Consider the following 18,322-nt stretch of genomic DNA (forward strand, 5'->3'; position numbering starts at 1 on the left):
AGCGCACGCGCCACACCTAACCCTGAAACAGTGCATTGACCGAATCAGGTGGTGCCGTGAAATATTCAAGGCAAGAATGTTTTACTCCTTGGTTAGAGAAATGGGGGTGGAAAATCTACAAAATGCAGCATTACATGAAATATATTTTCATAAGCTATTGGTTTTAAGTTTTGAAAGTGTATATTTCATTTAAGCTCGGACGTCAAAGGTGAAGAGCGGTGATGTAGTCGAGTCACCAATAAAACATTCAAGGCCCAGTCCTAACCGGTTGGGCTTTTTGCATTTCTACATTCGCATGGGTACTGGGTTGGGGAATCCAATCGTTGTGAAACAGTAACCAGCCGAATGTGGTGAATAGAACAATTAAAGATTGCATATTGCGACATATTGTTGCATATTATCTGTGCGCATATCGCCAGCGTATGCGTTTCACGTCGCATGAAATACAAATCCTGAGAGAGGTTCGCACAATGGCTACCAGTATTCGTTTAGACGACGACTTTGTTAGCGACGTAAAGGTTCATGCTGATGCTGCAAGTCGCAGTGTTCCAAAGCAGATTGAACATTGGGCAAAGATAGGGCGTATAGCCGAAGATAACCCTGACTTGCCTTACAGTTTAATTCTTGAATCTCTACTGGCGCAAAGCGAGGTCGATAACCACAAGGTTACGCGCTATGTCAGAAGAACAGCACGAAAGTGAGATTGACGTTTATGAAACTCGTCGATTCACAAAGGCATTAGCAAAACTACCAGAGGCTCACTTGGTGGTGGTGGAAGATGAAATCGAAAAGATTATCAAAAATCCCATTATAGGTGAGCAGAAAAAGGGGGATCTCAGTTATCTCCGCGTCCATAAGTTTCAGCTTAATAACCAGCTTATTTTGCTGGGATATAGCTGGTTAGAAGATAAAATCGAGCTTTACTTACTAAGTTTAGGTTCGCACGAAAACTTCTTTCAGGAACAAAAGCAGCAACGTAAAGCCGATCTCAAGTTAATTAGCTAGTCGGCATAAAATTTTAAGGCTTACTTCGGTGGGCCTTTTTTATTTAGCTCTGCCGCCAGCGCCAATCACCCTCAAACAAACTCCGTGTCTGAATGGATCACGGCGGCAGGGCTATTCCCAAAACCAGATGAGCTATTCTCGGATACAACCGGATGGATATTAATGAATGGTCCCCGACCATTCGCCGTTATTCTATGCTAGTAATAACGACGAATGGTTAGCTGGCCCCGCGCCGCAAGTTGTGACACAGATGATTATTGAAACCACGTAAAAACAAATCGCTATTTTATCTCATGCATCGGACATAATTGGCGCTATTACAGATGAGATCGAGGGGCTGGAGGATAGCGAAAAAGATATTCCGGTAAAATTGCGTTCTGACTTGAAAACGTGGAAACAATATCGAGTGAAGGTGAAAAATATCGATGCTTCACTTACGCCTGATGCTGTTTTAACAGAAGTATAAAATACAAAACCGGGCTTAATTACCCGGTGGTTAAACGTTAGCTAAAAATGTCAGATATCACTCTTCGCGATGTTTAATCTTTTATTTCTGTTTAGTTACTGTGAATTTATCACTACATTTTTGCACAGCCCAGAATATTATAGCGCCGACCACGAAGAAGCCGATAGCAACACCCCAGGCGGTAATCCCTTCATAGAAGGCATAAGCAATCATAAATCCTATAGCCATTATGAACGTAACAATAACGCCAATCATATCGAAGATGAATCGCAAAAAACCATTAATAACTTTTGATTTCATCTGCAAAATGCCTCAACGCTATAGGGTTATTTTTTGCCAATTTACTGAGTTTAATAAATCGCTCGAATGGCTTCTCAAAAAGAAAGAACAACATATCGTAGTCATCCGGTTTTAATTTATTAAAAAGCGATGGGTTTTCTCGGGCTAATGTCCGTGATGCTTCACTGGCGCGAGAGGCGATCCCTTGTAGCATAACTATGGAAACCATCGCGGTGGTACCCAGTCTAAAACTCAGTGTTACCGCAGAACTGGCCGCTAAGCCACTAACGACTCGTCCACTGATATAACCTGATATCAATGTTTGTGCCGCCATACGCGTGATTTTACCGGTGGCACCATAGATAAGCTCTTGATGTAATTGTTGAATGGTTTCATCCGGTAAACGGCTGAGGGTATCATGAATGATGATATCTGCTATTTTAGCGATAATAAATCGATCGCGGATGAGATTACTGAAGGCATTAAGAAAACGCTTATCATCAGTCATATTACGTTGTTGATAATATCGTCCGCCATCGGAAAGATTTAAATCTTGAAAGGTTCGCTCAACCCCCAAATATAAATCCATGGGGATAGACTTGATTCCCTCAGCCATGGCCTTAATAAATCTTGATGAATCCATAACTTTTCCTTGTTATTGCCCTATATATTCCTGTCCAAGCATATTGGATTTGGATGATTACTCCAAACTATTAAGGTGAGCAAAATTCTGAAAATAGGGGGGCACTTCGGGAATCCAGGTGTTATTCATCTTCACTTAGATTGAGCAGAAGGACTCGGGTACCAAGAGTAACGTTGTATTTGCCAACCAAATCACTGTTGAATACTAATTCAGAAGCAAAAATTCAAGGTTCAGTATACGAGACGAACGGGTAGGCATTTTTCTTGAGGTGGTAATTGCTGAATGGGGCAAAAAATTACCGCAAAACAACTCAAAGCAACATGCGAAGTGAGTCAGTTTGCGGTAATGCATTGCTAAAACCTTAGATTCCACCTACGCCAACGTGTTACCTTAACCTGTGGTGGCTTATCTTGAATAAACCACAGTGGGCCAGATAACTCGTCACTATCATCAATCTAGATATGACATAATAACGCCGAAATTTAACCAAGAAACTTAAAAAATGAAATATTCTACTTTAGCCGCTGTTATCATCGGCATCTCCGCTACTTTAGGTAGTGTTTCACACCAGGTTCAGGCTGCTGGGGCTTCATTAATTAATCTTGATTGCGAATTGAAAGAGGGCGGTAGCCTTTCTGCTGTATTGGATGGGCCTAATCAGCAATTGACCATTGATAAGTCAGTTTTTCAATTTGTTAAAGTTAATCCGGAAGGTCAGGGTGAGTCATTAATCTTCCAGAAGACAAATAACCAAGAACAGGTTATTGCCGCTCTTAATATCTCTGCAATACCAATCCGCCTGGCTATTGTCGATGGCGAGCAGGCCAGCCAGTATACTTGTACCCATACCAAAGCATAATGATTTGATTATATTGGTAAAAGAAGGCTGCCATCAGGTGGCCTTTTTTAGTTGTATCACGGGCAGAACAGTCATTTATTTTGTGTTAGCAAGAAATAAAAAATCCAGATTGTTCTGAAATATAAAATTATATTCAATTGGTCTTGATGAAATACTATAACGCTGTATGATTATTAGTCGGGTGAAGTTAAAATCTAATCCAGTTGGCAGTTTGCGGAACAAGTTGTTTAACAGAAAAGCATATTGGTGAGATTGTCAGTGTGTTTCTCTGTTATGCAATAGTCATGCTTAGGCTGTGTAACGTTGGAGTGTACGATGGACGCTTACGCCATAACATGACGGCCGGGAAAGTACCGGCACCCTTTCAAAACCCTGGTTTTCGCCGGGGTTTTTTATATGGGCGATTGAGTCAGTATAACGGCCATATTCTCGTATTCCTGTCTTTTTTCTGTCAGTAAATCCGATTAAACCAATGGATGGATTAGTCTCTCAGTCAACACTGAAGTTACCCACAAAGCAGTAAGTGAGTCCTCCACCAGGAGAGTTAAATAGCTTGATTGATGCCACCGCGATAATTTCTGCTTCTGCAATTATTGAGAAGGGGGCGGTGATTGGTGCGAATGTGCAAATTGGCCACTTTTGCTACATTGGTTCTCAAGTCACTATTGGTTCCGGCACGGTACTTAAATCACATGTTGTGATTAATGGTCTTACCGAGCTTGGATGTGACAATAATATTGGACAATTTTCCTCCATCGGAGAGGTTAATCAGGATCTTAAATATAAGGGTGAGAGTACTCGGGTTGTGATTGGCAACCGCAACTTGATTCAGCAAAATGTCACTATCCATCGGGGTACGTTGCAGGGCGGTGGGGTTACACATATCGGTAATGATAATAATCTGATGAGTCATGTTCATATTGGCCACGATTGTATCGTGGGTAATCACTGTTTATTAGCTTCAAATGTGGGTTTGGCTGGGCATGTTGAAGTTGATGACTTTGCCATTATCAGTGCTGGCAGTGCGGTACATCAATTCTGTGTGATAGGAACCTACGCATTAATCAATACCGGTGCTTGTGTGGTGCAGGATATTCCTCCTTATGTCATAGCTGAAGGAAATCGTGCTGTTCCCGTAGGCATAAGAGAAACTGGAGTTGAGGCTGATTGGTTAAATAGTGGTGACCGGCAAGCGGTTATAGAGGCTTACCGGCTTATTTATCATACAGGTAAGTTAGTGGCTGATGTGAATAATGAAATTGAGTTATTGGCTAAAGAGTGGCAAATACTGTTGGCTTATAAACCTTTTTTCAGCCGCTCGGCTCGTGGCATTATTCGTTAATGAATAATGTGGCGGATCTCTAGCATCATTCGACGTCCAGAAGATAAAAAGGCGCCACATTTCTGGGCGCCTTAAACAGATAAAGATATGTGTGAAAATGATCAACCGATATGAAAACCATCAATCGAAATAAAAACTATCGACTAAACAGATCGCGTCTTTTCGGTTTAACAAACTGACTGATCAGCACTAATATCGCTATAAATAGGTAAGCGGCAAAGATACCGACTAACCACTGCGGCATTTCCAATGACAGGAATTCCCACTGTTTTACTGCACAATCGCCACTGGCAACAAAGACAGCTGGGAACCATTTATCTAGCGGCAACCATGAAGGGAAGCTCACAAAGAAATCGCAGGTGGTGAAAGGGGATGGATGCAGTTGCAGCATGGTGTGTGTCCAGGCGAGCTGAACCCCTTTCCAGGCGCTGTAAATCCAGATAAAAATAGCCAGATAGCGCAAGGGGGATTTAGGCGCGATAGCACCCAGCAATGATGCACCAAGAATACCGAATAATGCGGCCCGTTCATAAATACACATTACGCAAGGCTGTAGCAGCATCACGTGTTGAAAATAGAGCGCAATCAATTCTAATACAAGTGCAGTCAGGGCCATTAATAGCCAAGCACCGCGCCCTTTAGAGCAGCGGTTAAGGAATTGCAACATATCTTTATTTTCCATGCAGTAAGCAATTGTACCGGCAGTGTAAACCAATTCATCTTTGCTGCCAGCTACCCAAGGGTAAAATTAGGCAAAAATCAGCTATTTCTCGCCTATGACAGCCATCAGAAGCATCAATTTTGCTTTGGATGAGATATTGGTTTGTTTTGCCAGCCCATCTTAGCCCCGAATAGCGAGGAGAATAGTGGGCTGGCACGGACTATAAGGCAAGTCATCAGTGTGTAATGCTAACTCCCGCAGCGATATGAGGCAAACTTATCCAGCCACTTTGCATCATCCACTCCGTCACCGGAACTAATAAATACTCCACGCCAAGCAGGCCGACACCTGTCATCACTATGGTATAAGGCAGAGCCATGTATACCATTCGGCCATAGGACAGGCGAATCAGCGGGGCGAGCGCTGAGGTTAGCAAAAACAGAAACGCGGCCTGACCATTCGGGGTTGCCACCGACGGCAGGTTGGTACCGGTGTTGATGGCGACGGCCAACAACTCGAACTGTTGCAGAGAGATAACGCCCAATTCAAATGCTTTCCGCGCCTCATTAATGTAAACGGTGCCGACAAAGACATTATCAGAAACCGAAGACAGTAAGCCATTAAACAGATAAAACAGGGATAATTGGGCCGAGGGTGAGGATTGTAAAACAAACTGAATAATCGGAGTGAATAAGCTTTGTTCGATAATCACTGCGACTACGGCGAAAAACACCGTAAGCAATGCAGTGAAAGGCAGCGCTTCTTGAAATGCCTTACCCAGCGCATGTTCATTGGTGATGCCACAAAAAGAGGTGGCGAGAATAATGACCGACAACCCCACTAAGCCCACTTCAGCCAAATGTAGCGCCAATGCAATAACCAGCCAAATGCCGATCAGTGCTTGAACTAGCAGTTTCACTTTCTCCTGACGGTTGCGTTTCGCGCTGGCCTGCTTATCGTAATCAGTCAAAACTTGACGAACACGCTCAGGTAGCACGGCACCATAGCCAAACAGTTTAAAACGCTCGAGCAGTATGCAAACCAATAATCCACAACACAGCACGGGTAGGGTGACGGGCAGCATTCGCATAAAGAAGTCACCAAAATGCCAACCGGCATTTTTGGCGATAATCAGGTTTTGCGGTTCACCCACCATCGTCATCACGCCACCCAGCGCCGTTCCCACACCCGCATGCATCATCAGGCTGCGTAAAAATGCACGGAATTGTTCCAGCGTTTTGCGATTTTCCTGACTGTCGATCCAGCTGTCATCATTGATGTCCTTATCTGAGTGATTTGAGGCAACATGATGATAAATAGTATAAAAACCCACCGACACACTAATGACAACGGCGATAACGGTCAATGCATCCAAAAAGGCGGAAAGGAAGGCAGAAGCGACACAGAAAGCGAGGGAAAGAGTGATTTTTGAGCGGATGCTCAGCAGCAGTTTGGTAAAAATAAACAGCAAGAGCTGTTTCATAAAGTAGATGCCCGCCACCATAAAGATCAGTAGCAACAGGACTTCGAGGTTATTGGCAATTTCTTCTGCTACTTGATGCGGGCTGGTCATCCCAATAGCGACGGCTTGAATAGCGAGTAAACCACCGGGCTGTAACGGATAACATTTCAGTGCCATCGCCAGCGTGAAGATAAATTCAATAACCAGCATCCAACCGGCGACAAAAGGACTGACAAAAAAGAACACCAACGGGTTAATGATGAGAAACGCTATAATTGCCAGCTTGTACCAATCTGGTGAATTGCCAAGAAAATTCCTGAGTACGGCTTGTCTAATGGTGATATCCATTGTGAGCTAAGGTCTCCTTAATAAATTATTATATCCGTCATACTTCAAGCTGCATACGCGTTGGCTGTGCGCGGTCACTTGAATTATTTAGGATATATGGCGCTATTACTGCTCAAAGTTACATTTTACTTTACGTTATTCGCCTAAAAGCAATATGTATAATCTGTTCATCATTACATCTGCGCAATTTTTGCAACTTTATGACTGCTTTCACCATTTGTTCGGCTCTGGATCTATATCAGAATAGCGTCGTCTGGTATGATGAGCATACTAAATTGCTGATATTTATCGCTACGGAACGTCAAAAAATATGGTTATAAAGGCGCAAAGTCCTGCCGGTTTCGCGGAAGAGTATATTATTGAAAGTATTTGGAATAATCGCTTCCCTCCAGGCACTATTTTGCCCGCGGAGCGTGAACTTTCAGAGCTAATTGGAGTGACCCGCACAACATTGCGCGAAGTGCTACAACGGCTAGCCCGCGATGGCTGGCTCACTATTCAGCACGGTAAACCAACGAAAGTAAACAACTTTTGGGAAACTTCCGGTCTTAATATTCTGGAAACACTGGCGCGGCTTGACCACGACAGCGTGCCACAATTGATAGATAACTTACTGGCTGTTCGAACCAATATCGCTACAATTTTTGTCCGGACGGCTATCCGCAATCATCCCGAAAAAGCGCAAGAAATTCTGGCACAAGCGCAGACGGTTGACGATAACGCTGAGTCTTTCACGGCACTGGATTACGGTATTTTCCGTGGTTTGGCTTTTGCTTCAGGCAACCCAATTTATGGTTTAATTCTCAATGGATTGAAAGGGTTGTACACCCGTGTTGGGCGTTATTATTTCTCGAATCCAGAAGCGCGTAAGTTGGCACTGACGTTTTATAGCCGCTTGTCGACACTGTGCGATGAGAAAGCCTACGACCAGGTGTTAGATTGCCTGCGTGCCTACGGTAAAGAGAGCGGGGCTATCTGGCACAGTATGCAGGGCACCATGCCAAGTGATTTGGCAGAAGCTCGCCGCTAGAAGCACAATCAGTAAAAATAGCACAGTAAAAAGGGGCCTACCGCGCCCCTTTTCCATTTGATATCAACTCACTGATACAGCCAGATTAGAGCTTATTGGCTCGGGGTGGAATGCTGTCGAGCAATTCAATACTGCCATCATCATTGAGTTGTTCCATATGAATATCAAACCCCCATAAGCGATGGATATGTTTCATCACTTGCTGACGACTTTTATCCAGTGGCGCCCGGTCATGAGGAATATAGCGCAGCGTCAGCGAGCGATCCCCACGCAGATCAACATTCCAGACTTGAATGTTAGGTTCATGATTGCTCAAGTTATATTGAGCAGATAATTCATTACGAATAGCACGATAGCCTTCTTCATTATGAATGGCCGAAATTTCCAGATAGTTATTCTTATCGTCATCCAGCACAGTGAAGAGACGGAAGTCACGCATCACTTTTGGTGATAAGAACTGGCTAATGAAACTTTCATCTTTAAAATCGCGCATCGCAAAATGCAGGGTATCCAACCAGTCTTTACCGGCAATATTCGGGAACCAATAATAATCCTCTTCGGTTGGAAACTGGCAGATGCGCTTGATGTCCTGGAACATGGCAAACCCAAGAGCATAAGGGTTGATGCCACTGTAATAAGGGCTGTTATACGGCGGTTGATACACCACATTAGTGTGGCTGTGCAGGAACTCCATCATAAAACGATCACTGACCCGGCCTTCATCGTATAAATGATTAAGAATGGTGTAATGCCAGAACGTTGCCCAACCTTCGTTCATCACCTGGGTCTGTTTCTGCGGATAAAAATACTGGCTCACTTTGCGCACAATCCGCAGGACTTCCCGCTGCCATGACTCCAGCAACGGGGCATTCTTCTCCATAAAGTAGAGCAGATTCTCTTGCGGCTCACTTGGGTAGCGCTGAGCCTGGGCTTGCACTTCTTCTTTGTCTTTACGTGGCAAGGTTTTCCATAATGAGTTGACCTGGCTTTGCAGGTATTCCTCTCGACTTTTTTGCCGCGCAGTCTCCTCAACTAGCGAGATTTTTTGCGGGCGTTTATAGCGGTCAACACCATAATTCATCAGTGCATGGCAAGAGTCGAGCAGTCGTTCAACCTCTTCCACACCATAGCGTTCTTCGCATTCACTGATGTAATGGCGAGCAAATAATAAATAATCAACGATGGAACTGGCATCAGTCCATGCACGGAATAAATAATTATTTTTAAAAAAAGAATTATGGCCATAACAGGCGTGAGCCATTACTAAGGCTTGCATAGTAATGGTATTTTCTTCCATTAAATAGGCAATACAAGGATTGGAGTTAATCACAATCTCATAGGCTAACCCTTGCTGGCCGTGCTTATACTTTTGCTCGGTTTCGATAAACTTTTTACCGAAAGACCAATGGGTATAATTAATAGGCATACCAATACTTGAGTAGGCATCCATCATTTGTTCCGAGGTAATAACCTCAATCTGATGGGGGTAGGTATCGAGCCGGTAATGTTTTGCCACCCGGTCTATTTGATCCAGATAGACCTGTAACAATTCAAATGTCCAGTCTGGGCCGTCAGTCAGGCGCTTATCTTGCGCGGTGTGTTTCGATGTTGAAGTTGTCATTAGCGCATCCTCACGGTTTTATAACCCTGCAAAATACTGGTCACTTCAATAATCCTAGCTCAATATGAACAAATTGAGGCATGGCAATACTTTATGTCAATGAATATCCGTCATCTTTTAAAATAGAGGCTCTCCATCGCCGGAATAGGGACTGTTTTTTACTGGCAGAAGTTATTATCTCAAAAGAGATTTAATTAGATTATTACTCTGTTTATTTGCGGTTATTGCAGAATATAAAACCAATAAAATTAATATCAGCAACATGCCAATTATTCATGCTGTTAATCAGGTTAATAAGCGCTATTTTCAGTCATTTTTTTGTATATCCCGCTTTAAATAGCATGTTATCGCTATTTAAAGCCTGCTATTGAATTGGAAAGTGATTGCGGTGTAAATTAATTGTGAATTAAGTCACAATCTATCATTAATGTGTTGGATAGTTTTTTCTGCTGAGTTAATTTTCTGTCAACAGAATATTGTGCTTTTGATGCATTTTGGTGTGGGGGTGATATGCGCGTTGTCATTTTAGGAAGTGGTGTGGTTGGTGTTGCCAGTGCCTGGTACTTAGCGAAAGATGGACATGATGTCACGGTCATTGACCGGCAGGATGGGCCAGCTCAGGAAACCAGTGCAGGTAATGCGGGCCAGATATCTCCCGGCTACGCGGCACCTTGGGCTGCCCCCGGTGTTCCTTTAAAAGCCATTAAATGGATGTTCCAACGCCATGCGCCGTTGGCGATTCATCTGGATGGCAGTGCTTCGCAGTTGCGCTGGATGTGGCAAATGCTGAGAAACTGCGACACTTCCCACTATATGACTAACAAAAGCCGTATGGTGCGGTTGGCCGAATACAGTCGTGATTGCTTGAAAGATCTACGCGAAGATACCGGTATTCAGTACGAAGGACGACAAGGGGGAACGCTGCAATTATTCCGTACCGAACAGCAATTTGATAATGCAGCCAAAGATATTGCGGTATTGGATGATGCGGGGGTACCGTATTCGCTGTTAACCGCGGATCAACTGGCCACCGTCGAACCTGCTCTGGCAAAAGTGGCACATAAGCTCACCGGCGGCTTACGTCTACCTAATGATGAAACTGGCGACTGTAAGTTGTTTACCGAGCGGCTGGCAAAAATGGCCGAACAGGCTGGCGTGAAATTTATCTTCAATCGCTCAGTGGAGAAACTGCTGGTGGACGGGGATCAAATCGCTGGGGTGTTGTGGGGTGATGACATCATTAAAGCCGATGCTTATGTCGTGGCTTTTGGCGCTTATTCAACTGCGCTGCTGGCGGGATTAGTGTCGATTCCGGTTTACCCGCTAAAAGGTTACTCCCTGACTATCCCTATCACCAACCCTGCTGGCGCACCATATTCTACCGTGCTGGATGAAACTTATAAGATAGCCATTACCCGTTTTGACGATCGCATTCGGGTGGGCGGCATGGCGGAAATTGTGGGATTTAACACCCAACTGGAACAGGCGCGGCGAGAAACTCTGGAAATGGTGGTCGGCGATTTGTATCCCGATGGCGGCAATATCAGCCAGGCGACATTTTGGACTGGCCTGCGCCCGATGACACCGGATGGCACACCCATTGTTGGGCGAACTTCGCTAAAAAATCTCTACCTCAATACCGGTCATGGCACCTTAGGTTGGACCATGGCCTGCGGTTCAGGCCAGCTATTGGCCGATATTATGTCTGGTCGGCGTCCTGCGATTCTGGCCGATGATCTCTCGGTCTCGCGCTATAGCGCGGATTTTCGGCCGCTGAATGTTGCGCCTTTACATGACGCTCATCCCATTCGTTAAGCTATACCCGTCATACTTCAAGCTGCATGTGCGTTGGCTGCCTTCGTTCACCCCAGTCACTTACTGCTATTGATCTTAAAATCAATAAGCTCCTGGGGATTTACTCAATTGCCGCCTTCCTGCAACTCGAATTATTTAGGGTATTAGTGGATAGCCCTTTTGTTAATAACAACTGAATATTGTTCTGGAAGGAATAAGCATGCCTCGCCCGATATCTGCCACGCTGAATTTATCTGCGCTGCACCATAATCTGAATGTTGTTCGCAGCCATGTGGGAACGGCAAAAATTTGGTCAGTGGTGAAAGCCAATGCCTACGGTCATGGTTTAGCGCGTGTCTGGCAAGGGCTGGCGGCGACGGATGGATTTGCTTTACTGGATTTAAACGAAGCTATCCTGCTGCGAGAACAGGGCTGGCAAGGGCCAATTTTATTGCTGGAGGGGTTCTTTCAAGCGCAGGATTTAGTGTTGCTGGATCATTATCGCCTGACGACGGCGGTGCACAGTGACTGGCAACTTGAGGTTATCAAGGCGGCCCGCCTGACGGCTCCACTCAATATTTACTTGAAGTTTAATAGCGGTATGAATCGTTTAGGGTTTCCAATAGGTCAGGCGGAAGCTGTGTGGCAATGGGCCAACAGTCTCAGCAATGTCGGCGAAATCACATTAATGAGCCACTTTGCTAATGCAGATAATCCTATTGGTGTTGATGAGCAATTCGCCCAGATCCAGCAGGCCAGTGGGCATATTCCGGCGGCTCGCTGCTTTGCCAACTCGGCAGCAATATTGCGTAACCCGAACACCCATTATGACTGGGTGCGCCCGGGCATTATTCTCTATGGCGCGTCACCCAGTGGTGATATTGCAGATATTGCTGGCCTTGGTTTGCGCCCGGTGATGGGGTTGCGTAGCGAGATTATCGCGCTGCAATCATTATCCGCCGGTCAAAGTGTGGGTTATGGTAGCCGCTATCGTGCTACTGGAGTGCAGCGCATAGGGGTGGTTGCTTGTGGCTATGCCGATGGTTATCCGCGTGTAGCACCGACGGGAACACCTATCATGGTGGATGGTATATTGACGCACACAGTAGGGGCGATTTCGATGGATATGCTTACCGTAGATCTCACGCCCTGTCCGCAAGCGCAGATTGGTAGCAAAGTAGAAATATGGGGTGAGAATGTGCCCATTGATAATGTGGCACAGGCCGCAGGAACGGTGGGGTATGAGTTGATGTGTGCGCTGGCAAGCCGCGTTACCCTTCTTACTTGACGCTGTAGCGGTGTTAGCGGCTCTCGTTACTCGGCCCGTCCATAGGCCTCGCCTCTGCGAGGCCGCTGCAAGCAGCGTTCAAATCTGCTGCCGGAAGATTTGTCACCCGAATCACTGACCTATATCCGTGATTCGGGCCTCGTTCGTTTGCTGCCTTGCTACCACACCAATTCATTTTGGCAATAGCTTTCTTATTTACTATTGAAATGGTGTATTAGTTTATTTTCTGCAATTTACCGCGCACATGTTTGCTGGCACGGCGCGCTTGCCAGGCCAGTAAGCAACCGGCCAACATCACAATAGCCAGAGATAACTTAGGTTCAATTGGCAAGGCCATCGCCAACAGACCTAATCCCGCGCCTCCTGCCATCTGTACAAACCCAACCAAGGCTGAAGCAACACCGGCTTCATTGGCATAAGGCTCCAGTGCATAGCTGGTGGCTGGCCCCATCATAAAGGCTAAACCGGCACAGGCACTGGCGACGGGTAACATGTAAACCAGCCAGTGATGCTGTACTTCAGGTGCTAAGCGCAGGCCGTATAGCAGGCTGAAACAGCCGAGTGCCATCAGCACGCTACCCGTCATCAGGCAGGCAGGGCGGCCCACTTTTTGGATAATCCGATTCGCTAAAAAGCTGACGGCCATGATCCAAAAACCATTGGCACCGAACACCAGCGAGAATTGCAGCGGGCTGAGTCCAGCTCCCACCATCAAAACATTAGGCGCCAGAGAGACATAGGTTAAAGCCATTCCCATCGCGCCCGCATTCACCAGCGCGAAAGTCAGAAAACGGTCGTCACGCAAAATACGCAGATAGTTTTTAATCGGCAAACTTTTCACCGGTTGCGTATCTGCCGGGCGAGTCTCCGGTAGGAAAACGATAACCAGGATTAATACCAACAATCCGTAAAGAGCCAGGAACCAGAATGGCGCGCGCCAGCCAAAGGCTTCGGCCAACAAACCACCTAATAATGGGGCTAATGCCGGCACGATATTTAATGTGCCATTGAGAAAACCAAAAGCACGGGCAGCTTCATTGCCGTTCAGGCGGTCGCGCACCCCACTGAATGCCACCACTGCCGTACAGCAAACGGCCACACCTTGTAACAGGCGAGAACTGACAAACATGAAAGGGCTGACAGCCAGAGCAGCCATGGCAGCACCTAGCATGTAAAGGATTATCCCGATGATGGCAATCGGTTTGCGGCCATATTTGTCAACCAATGGACCGGCAATCAGTTGCCCGACCCCCAGAACTAAAATAAACAGCGCAATGGTGGATTGGATCAATGACTCGCAACTGTTCAGCCCCTTGGCAATAGCAGGAATGGTCGGTAAGTAGAGGTCGATGCCCAATGGACCGAGCAGTATCAGGCTTAACAGCAGAAAAAGGAATTTTTGCATAACAACAAAACAACATCCAGATTACAAAGGCGGCAAGGATAAAAAATTTGCCGACAAATGAAAAGGTTGAGCATGACCCAACCCAGCGATAGTGACAATGTCACTTATTAGTGTTTAGAAATCCCTAATAGGTTACTACAACTAATAATATATCTCTTATTATTCACCATCTAACTTGTCAGACGATGCTCTAACCATTTTTCCAGTTTGATCGCGGGCAGCGCTTCGGAAAATAGAAATCCCTGACCAATCAGGTAACCTTGCCGGCTCAATAAGGTGCGCTGGGCTTCATTCTCTACCCCTTCGACAATCACCGACAGTTGCAAACTCTCGCCAATGCGTATCACCGCTTCACTTAGGGTTCGGCTGGTTTCATCATATTCAAGGTCATGGACAAAGCTTTTATCCAGCTTGATTTCATCGAGATCCAGGCGGCGCAGGTAACTGAGGCTGGAATAACCGGTGCCAAAGTCATCCATGGATAGCCGAACCCCCAGACGATGAATTTTTTCGATGGTCGTGAATATTGTCGGATTATTCTCAATCAATATGTCTTCGGTAATTTCTAACGTCAGATCCTGCGGCGGTAAATGATAGTGGTGCAAAATATGCAGAATCATATCCGGTAAACCCAGATTGTGGAAATTGGTCGGCGATAAATTCACTGACACCGATGGGACATCAATGCCCCGTAAACGCCAGTCGGCCAATTGCCGACATGCTGTTTCAATCGCCCATAAGGCCAGTTCATTGATCAGGCCGCTCTCTTCGGCCAGCGGAATAAAACGTTGTGGTGGAATATCCCCCAATATTGGGTGCTTCCAACGGCTTAATGCCTCAACACCATACAGATGACCGTCTTTCAGCATCACTTGCGGCTGATAAAATAACTCCAGGGAGCCGATATGAAATGCATGGCGCAGGGCATCTTCCATATCCAGGCGTTGTTGATTGAGATTATTCATTTCTGCGCTGAAGAAATTAAAATGCCCACGGCCCATATTTTTCGCTTTATGCATTGCGATATCGGCATGGTTCATCAGGGTGTCCATTTCCATACCATTTTCAGGATACAAACTGATACCTACACTGGCCGACGGAATAATATTCATGTTGGCAATTTGGCAGGGTTGAGACAACAAACTGAGCATTTTCTCTACTCTTACCGTAGTTTGTTGCATGGTGCATGAGGTCAGCATAATAATGAATTCATCGCCAGACAGGCGGCCAATGATGTCATTTTTGGGCAAACTGTCGCGTAGCCGCTGGGCCATCGCGGCCAGTAATTCATCGCCAGCGGCATGACCCAGTGAGTCATTGACTTGTTTAAACCGATCCAGATTAATCACCAACACCGCCAGTGGATGATTCATTTCAGCTGCCAAAGCAATGGCTTGTTTGGCATACACCAAAAACTGGGTGCGATTGGGCAGGCCGGTCAATGAATCATAAAAAGCCAAATGTTGAATTTGTTTGCGTGATAACTCCCGCTCCATGGCCAGTGAGCAGAGATTGGCAATTAATTTGACCAACTGACGATGAAAGTCACTCGGACTTCGTATCTGCCTGTAATAAAAAGCAAAAGTTCCCAGGAGTTGCCCTTGGCTGGAGATAATAGGGGTTGACCAGCATGCCAGCAATCCATGCGGTAAAATCAAATGGCGATAATTATCCCATAGTGGGTCAGTGGCAATATCTTGTACTTCAACGGCTTCTTTGCGAAATGCGGCGGTGCCGCAGGAGCCGGCAATTGGGCTGATGGGCACACTGGATATGACGGCAGTATAGGCAGGTGGCAGACTAGGGCCAGCAAGATGGGAAAGGTGATTCTGGCCGATACTTTGCAAAATACTGGTGGTCACCTCAGGGGCAATCCGCTCCACTTCATGACATAGCATGGTCATGACTTCGTCGAGTGGGCGTTCCAAAATCAGGGCTTCTAACACCTTATATTGCAGCACTTCGTACATCTTGGTCATGGTGATATCAGTTAATATCCCAATGCTATAACTCTGTTCACCGTGCTCATTCACCAGCGAGTTAATCACGGCGGAACACCAATGGGGTTGCCGGTCTTTGCTGTAAAAAAGTTCTTTTGGCAGAAGTTGCTGGCGTGCCTCGGGTGAGGTTGCATCAATGAGTGCGAGTTGTTCCGGATGCGCACTTTGCAGCAAGTCGACCATATTCTGCCCCAAAGCTTGGGCTGGGGTATAACCAAACAACTTGGTGAAACCCTGATTAATATAAACGGCTTGTTGACCCTGTTCGCTGTTCGCGGCGATAAACATGGCGCTGTCACTGCGGTCGGTTAATTGTGTTAAAAGCTGCACCCACTCTTGGGTTGCTCTTTGCTGTTCAATTAAAAAGGTAATGTTTTTGGCGATTTTCACTATGCGGGTCACCGAACCGTCAGGGCCGGGTACTGGTTGATAAATGGCCGCTAGCCAAACCCTTGACCCGTCTTTATGTATACGCTCAAAACGTCCTTCCAGCGATTGCCCGGCCAGCAGGCTTGTTTTGATTTTTTGATATTCGTCACTGTTGGTGTAACCGGGATGACAAAACATCAAATGATATTGGCCAATGACTTCATCACGCTGATAGCCAAAATAATCAAGATAGTTTTGATTAACTTCAATAATGCGGCTGGAAAGATCAAACTCAATAATCGCCAATGAATGATCTAATGCGCTTAATAAAGCATTATTTTCGTTGTACTCAGACTGCTCTTTTTTCTGCCACTCTACTGTTTTTTTGGCTTTCATGATTAATTCCTAGGAAAAAGAATCGCTTGGCAGACTTGTTACTTGTTGTTTGAGCGAAATTACCACCGTGGCTATTGGAGTATCACTATTTGTTTATAAATAGAATAAGATTAATGACAAATATTCAAAGGTGAATTAAAACGCCACATGCAAAAAAATACCGCCGTCTTATTTATACTGATGCTATTTTTTGTACAGAACATAACATTAAGTTTAGTCGATAACCGGGGGAGGGAAAGAGCGGATTTGCGGTGAGTATCGGGCTGGCTGATATTGGGGCTTGATAACAAGCTCAATGCCATTACCTGATAATAACGATACCAGGTAATGGCGGGTCGTTCAGCGGTTATGCGTGATTATCCATCGAGCCAAAACGGCCACTGTTAAAATCAGCGATAGCCTCGGCTATTTGCTCCTGCGAATTCATCACAAATGGCCCGTAACCGATAATTGGCTCATCAATTGGCTCACCACTGAGTAATAACAGCACTGCATCATTATTAGCTTCAATAGTGACATGGCTGCCGGTAGAGTCCAACAACACCATTTCTGCATCGCGGGCAAGAGCATCACCATTCACCTGCACGGTACCGCGCAACACAATCAATGCCGTGTTCCAACCATCTGGCAGGGAGAACTCGGTGCTTTTCCCTTGATTTAGCCGGATATCCCAGACATTCAGCGGTGAGAATGTATTGGCGGGGCCATTTTTCCCAGCATAATCACCGGCAATAACGCGCAGACTACCAGCACCTTCAGGTAATGCGACCTGAGGAATGGTTTCACTGCGAATCGCCTGATAACCGGGTGCGGTCATTTTATCTTTTGCCGGTAAATTGACCCACAACTGCACCATTTCAAAAGCCCCGCCACGTTTCGCGAAAGCATCGGAATGGAATTCCTCATGCAGAATACCGCCACCAGCGGTCATCCACTGCACATCACCGGGGCCAATAACCCCACCTTTACCGGTAGAGTCACGATGTTCAACTTCGCCGTGGTACACAATGGTCACTGTTTCAAATCCACGATGTGGGTGTTGCCCGACCCCACGACGCTGCTGCGTCGGGGTGAAATCCATCGGGCCGGCATAGTCCAGCAACAGGAATGGGCTGAGTTGTTTGCCATGACTCTGGTATGAAAACAGTGAGCGAACCGGGAAGCCATCACCGACCCAATGTTGGCGCGGCGCACGATAAATACCTTGAACTTTTTTCATCGTATTCTCCTTACAACAGCCTTAATAAGGTATAGCAGCCAGACTAGTCAATCCGCCTGTCCACCAGTTGGATAAAGTATATATTCAGGATAATTTCGGCAGTAGATAGCAAAATTAGTTATCAGTGTTCTATTA

15 protein-coding genes are annotated in these 18,322 nt (G+C 45.8%); 7 read left to right on the forward strand and 8 right to left on the reverse strand.

Annotated elements, in window-relative coordinates; all coding sequences use genetic code 11:
- Positions 1–470 precede the first annotated feature (470 nt).
- A complete protein-coding gene (locus FGL26_RS03745) occupies positions 471–701 on the forward strand; it encodes a TA system antitoxin ParD family protein (protein ID WP_005169228.1) in 231 nt (76 codons plus the stop codon).
- Positions 676–1,005: a type II toxin-antitoxin system RelE/ParE family toxin gene (locus FGL26_RS03750; protein WP_005169229.1), complete on the forward strand. Its 330-nt coding sequence runs from the start codon at positions 676–678 to the stop codon at positions 1,003–1,005. The genes FGL26_RS03745 and FGL26_RS03750 overlap by 26 nt, the downstream gene beginning before the upstream one ends.
- Positions 1,006–1,552: 547 nt before the next feature.
- On the opposite strand, the gene FGL26_RS03760 is transcribed toward FGL26_RS03750, so the two are convergent.
- Both FGL26_RS03760 and FGL26_RS03765 read right to left on the reverse strand, forming a co-directional pair.
- Entirely contained in the window at positions 1,553–1,771 is a 219-nt protein-coding gene (locus FGL26_RS03760; protein ID WP_005169231.1) for a hypothetical protein, read from the reverse strand.
- Positions 1,752–2,393 (reverse strand): hypothetical protein, encoded by a 642-nt coding sequence (locus FGL26_RS03765; protein ID WP_005169232.1) that lies wholly within the window; start codon positions 2,391–2,393, stop codon positions 1,752–1,754. The genes FGL26_RS03760 and FGL26_RS03765 overlap by 20 nt, the downstream gene beginning before the upstream one ends.
- Before the next feature lie 502 nt (positions 2,394–2,895).
- Here FGL26_RS03765 and FGL26_RS03770 point away from each other — a divergent pair.
- Together FGL26_RS03770 and lpxA are read left to right on the forward strand one after the other, a co-directional pair.
- A complete protein-coding gene (locus FGL26_RS03770) occupies positions 2,896–3,252 on the forward strand; it encodes a hypothetical protein (protein ID WP_005169233.1) in 357 nt (118 codons plus the stop codon).
- Positions 3,253–3,805: 553 nt separating this feature from the next.
- Positions 3,806–4,594, forward strand: coding sequence for an acyl-ACP--UDP-N-acetylglucosamine O-acyltransferase (gene lpxA, locus FGL26_RS03775; protein WP_005169235.1), 789 nt, complete (start codon positions 3,806–3,808; stop codon positions 4,592–4,594).
- 136 nt (positions 4,595–4,730) lie between these two features.
- On the opposite strand, the gene dsbB is transcribed toward lpxA, so the two are convergent.
- Together dsbB and nhaB are read right to left on the reverse strand one after the other, a co-directional pair.
- On the reverse strand, positions 4,731–5,261 hold the full coding sequence (gene dsbB / locus FGL26_RS03780) for a disulfide bond formation protein DsbB (RefSeq protein ID WP_005169239.1): 531 nt from the start codon (positions 5,259–5,261) through the stop codon (positions 4,731–4,733).
- Positions 5,262–5,490: 229 nt separating this feature from the next.
- Positions 5,491–7,065: a sodium/proton antiporter NhaB gene (gene nhaB, locus FGL26_RS03785; RefSeq protein ID WP_005169241.1), complete on the reverse strand. Its 1,575-nt coding sequence runs from the start codon at positions 7,063–7,065 to the stop codon at positions 5,491–5,493.
- A 310-nt stretch (positions 7,066–7,375) separates the two neighbouring features.
- On the opposite strand from nhaB, the gene fadR reads away from it, so the two are divergent.
- Positions 7,376–8,095: a fatty acid metabolism transcriptional regulator FadR gene (gene fadR, locus FGL26_RS03790; protein WP_005162963.1), complete on the forward strand. Its 720-nt coding sequence runs from the start codon at positions 7,376–7,378 to the stop codon at positions 8,093–8,095.
- 85 nt (positions 8,096–8,180) lie between these two features.
- On the opposite strand, the gene FGL26_RS03795 is transcribed toward fadR, so the two are convergent.
- Complete coding sequence (locus FGL26_RS03795; RefSeq protein WP_005169243.1) at positions 8,181–9,716, reverse strand: SpoVR family protein; 1,536 nt, start codon at positions 9,714–9,716, stop codon at positions 8,181–8,183.
- Between the two features lie 510 nt (positions 9,717–10,226).
- Between FGL26_RS03795 and FGL26_RS03800 the strand changes: the two genes are divergently transcribed.
- Positions 10,227–11,531: a D-amino acid dehydrogenase gene (locus FGL26_RS03800; RefSeq protein WP_005169245.1), complete on the forward strand. Its 1,305-nt coding sequence runs from the start codon at positions 10,227–10,229 to the stop codon at positions 11,529–11,531.
- Between the two features lie 199 nt (positions 11,532–11,730).
- Entirely contained in the window at positions 11,731–12,798 is a 1,068-nt protein-coding gene (dadX, locus tag FGL26_RS03805) for a catabolic alanine racemase DadX (protein WP_005169247.1), read from the forward strand.
- Between the two features lie 214 nt (positions 12,799–13,012).
- On the opposite strand, the gene FGL26_RS03810 is transcribed toward dadX, so the two are convergent.
- From FGL26_RS03810 to FGL26_RS03820, 3 genes are all read right to left on the reverse strand, one after another.
- On the reverse strand, positions 13,013–14,203 hold the full coding sequence (locus FGL26_RS03810; protein WP_005169258.1) for a multidrug effflux MFS transporter: 1,191 nt from the start codon (positions 14,201–14,203) through the stop codon (positions 13,013–13,015).
- 170 nt (positions 14,204–14,373) lie between these two features.
- Positions 14,374–16,968 (reverse strand): sensor domain-containing protein, encoded by a 2,595-nt coding sequence (locus FGL26_RS03815; protein WP_005169260.1) that lies wholly within the window; start codon positions 16,966–16,968, stop codon positions 14,374–14,376.
- Positions 16,969–17,314: 346 nt separating this feature from the next.
- A complete protein-coding gene (locus FGL26_RS03820) occupies positions 17,315–18,187 on the reverse strand; it encodes a pirin family protein (protein WP_005169262.1) in 873 nt (290 codons plus the stop codon).
- Positions 18,188–18,322: the final 135 nt, after the last annotated feature.

It is taken from the genome of Yersinia enterocolitica subsp. enterocolitica (genome assembly GCF_901472495.1).
Lineage (GTDB): Bacteria > Pseudomonadota > Gammaproteobacteria > Enterobacterales > Enterobacteriaceae > Yersinia > Yersinia enterocolitica.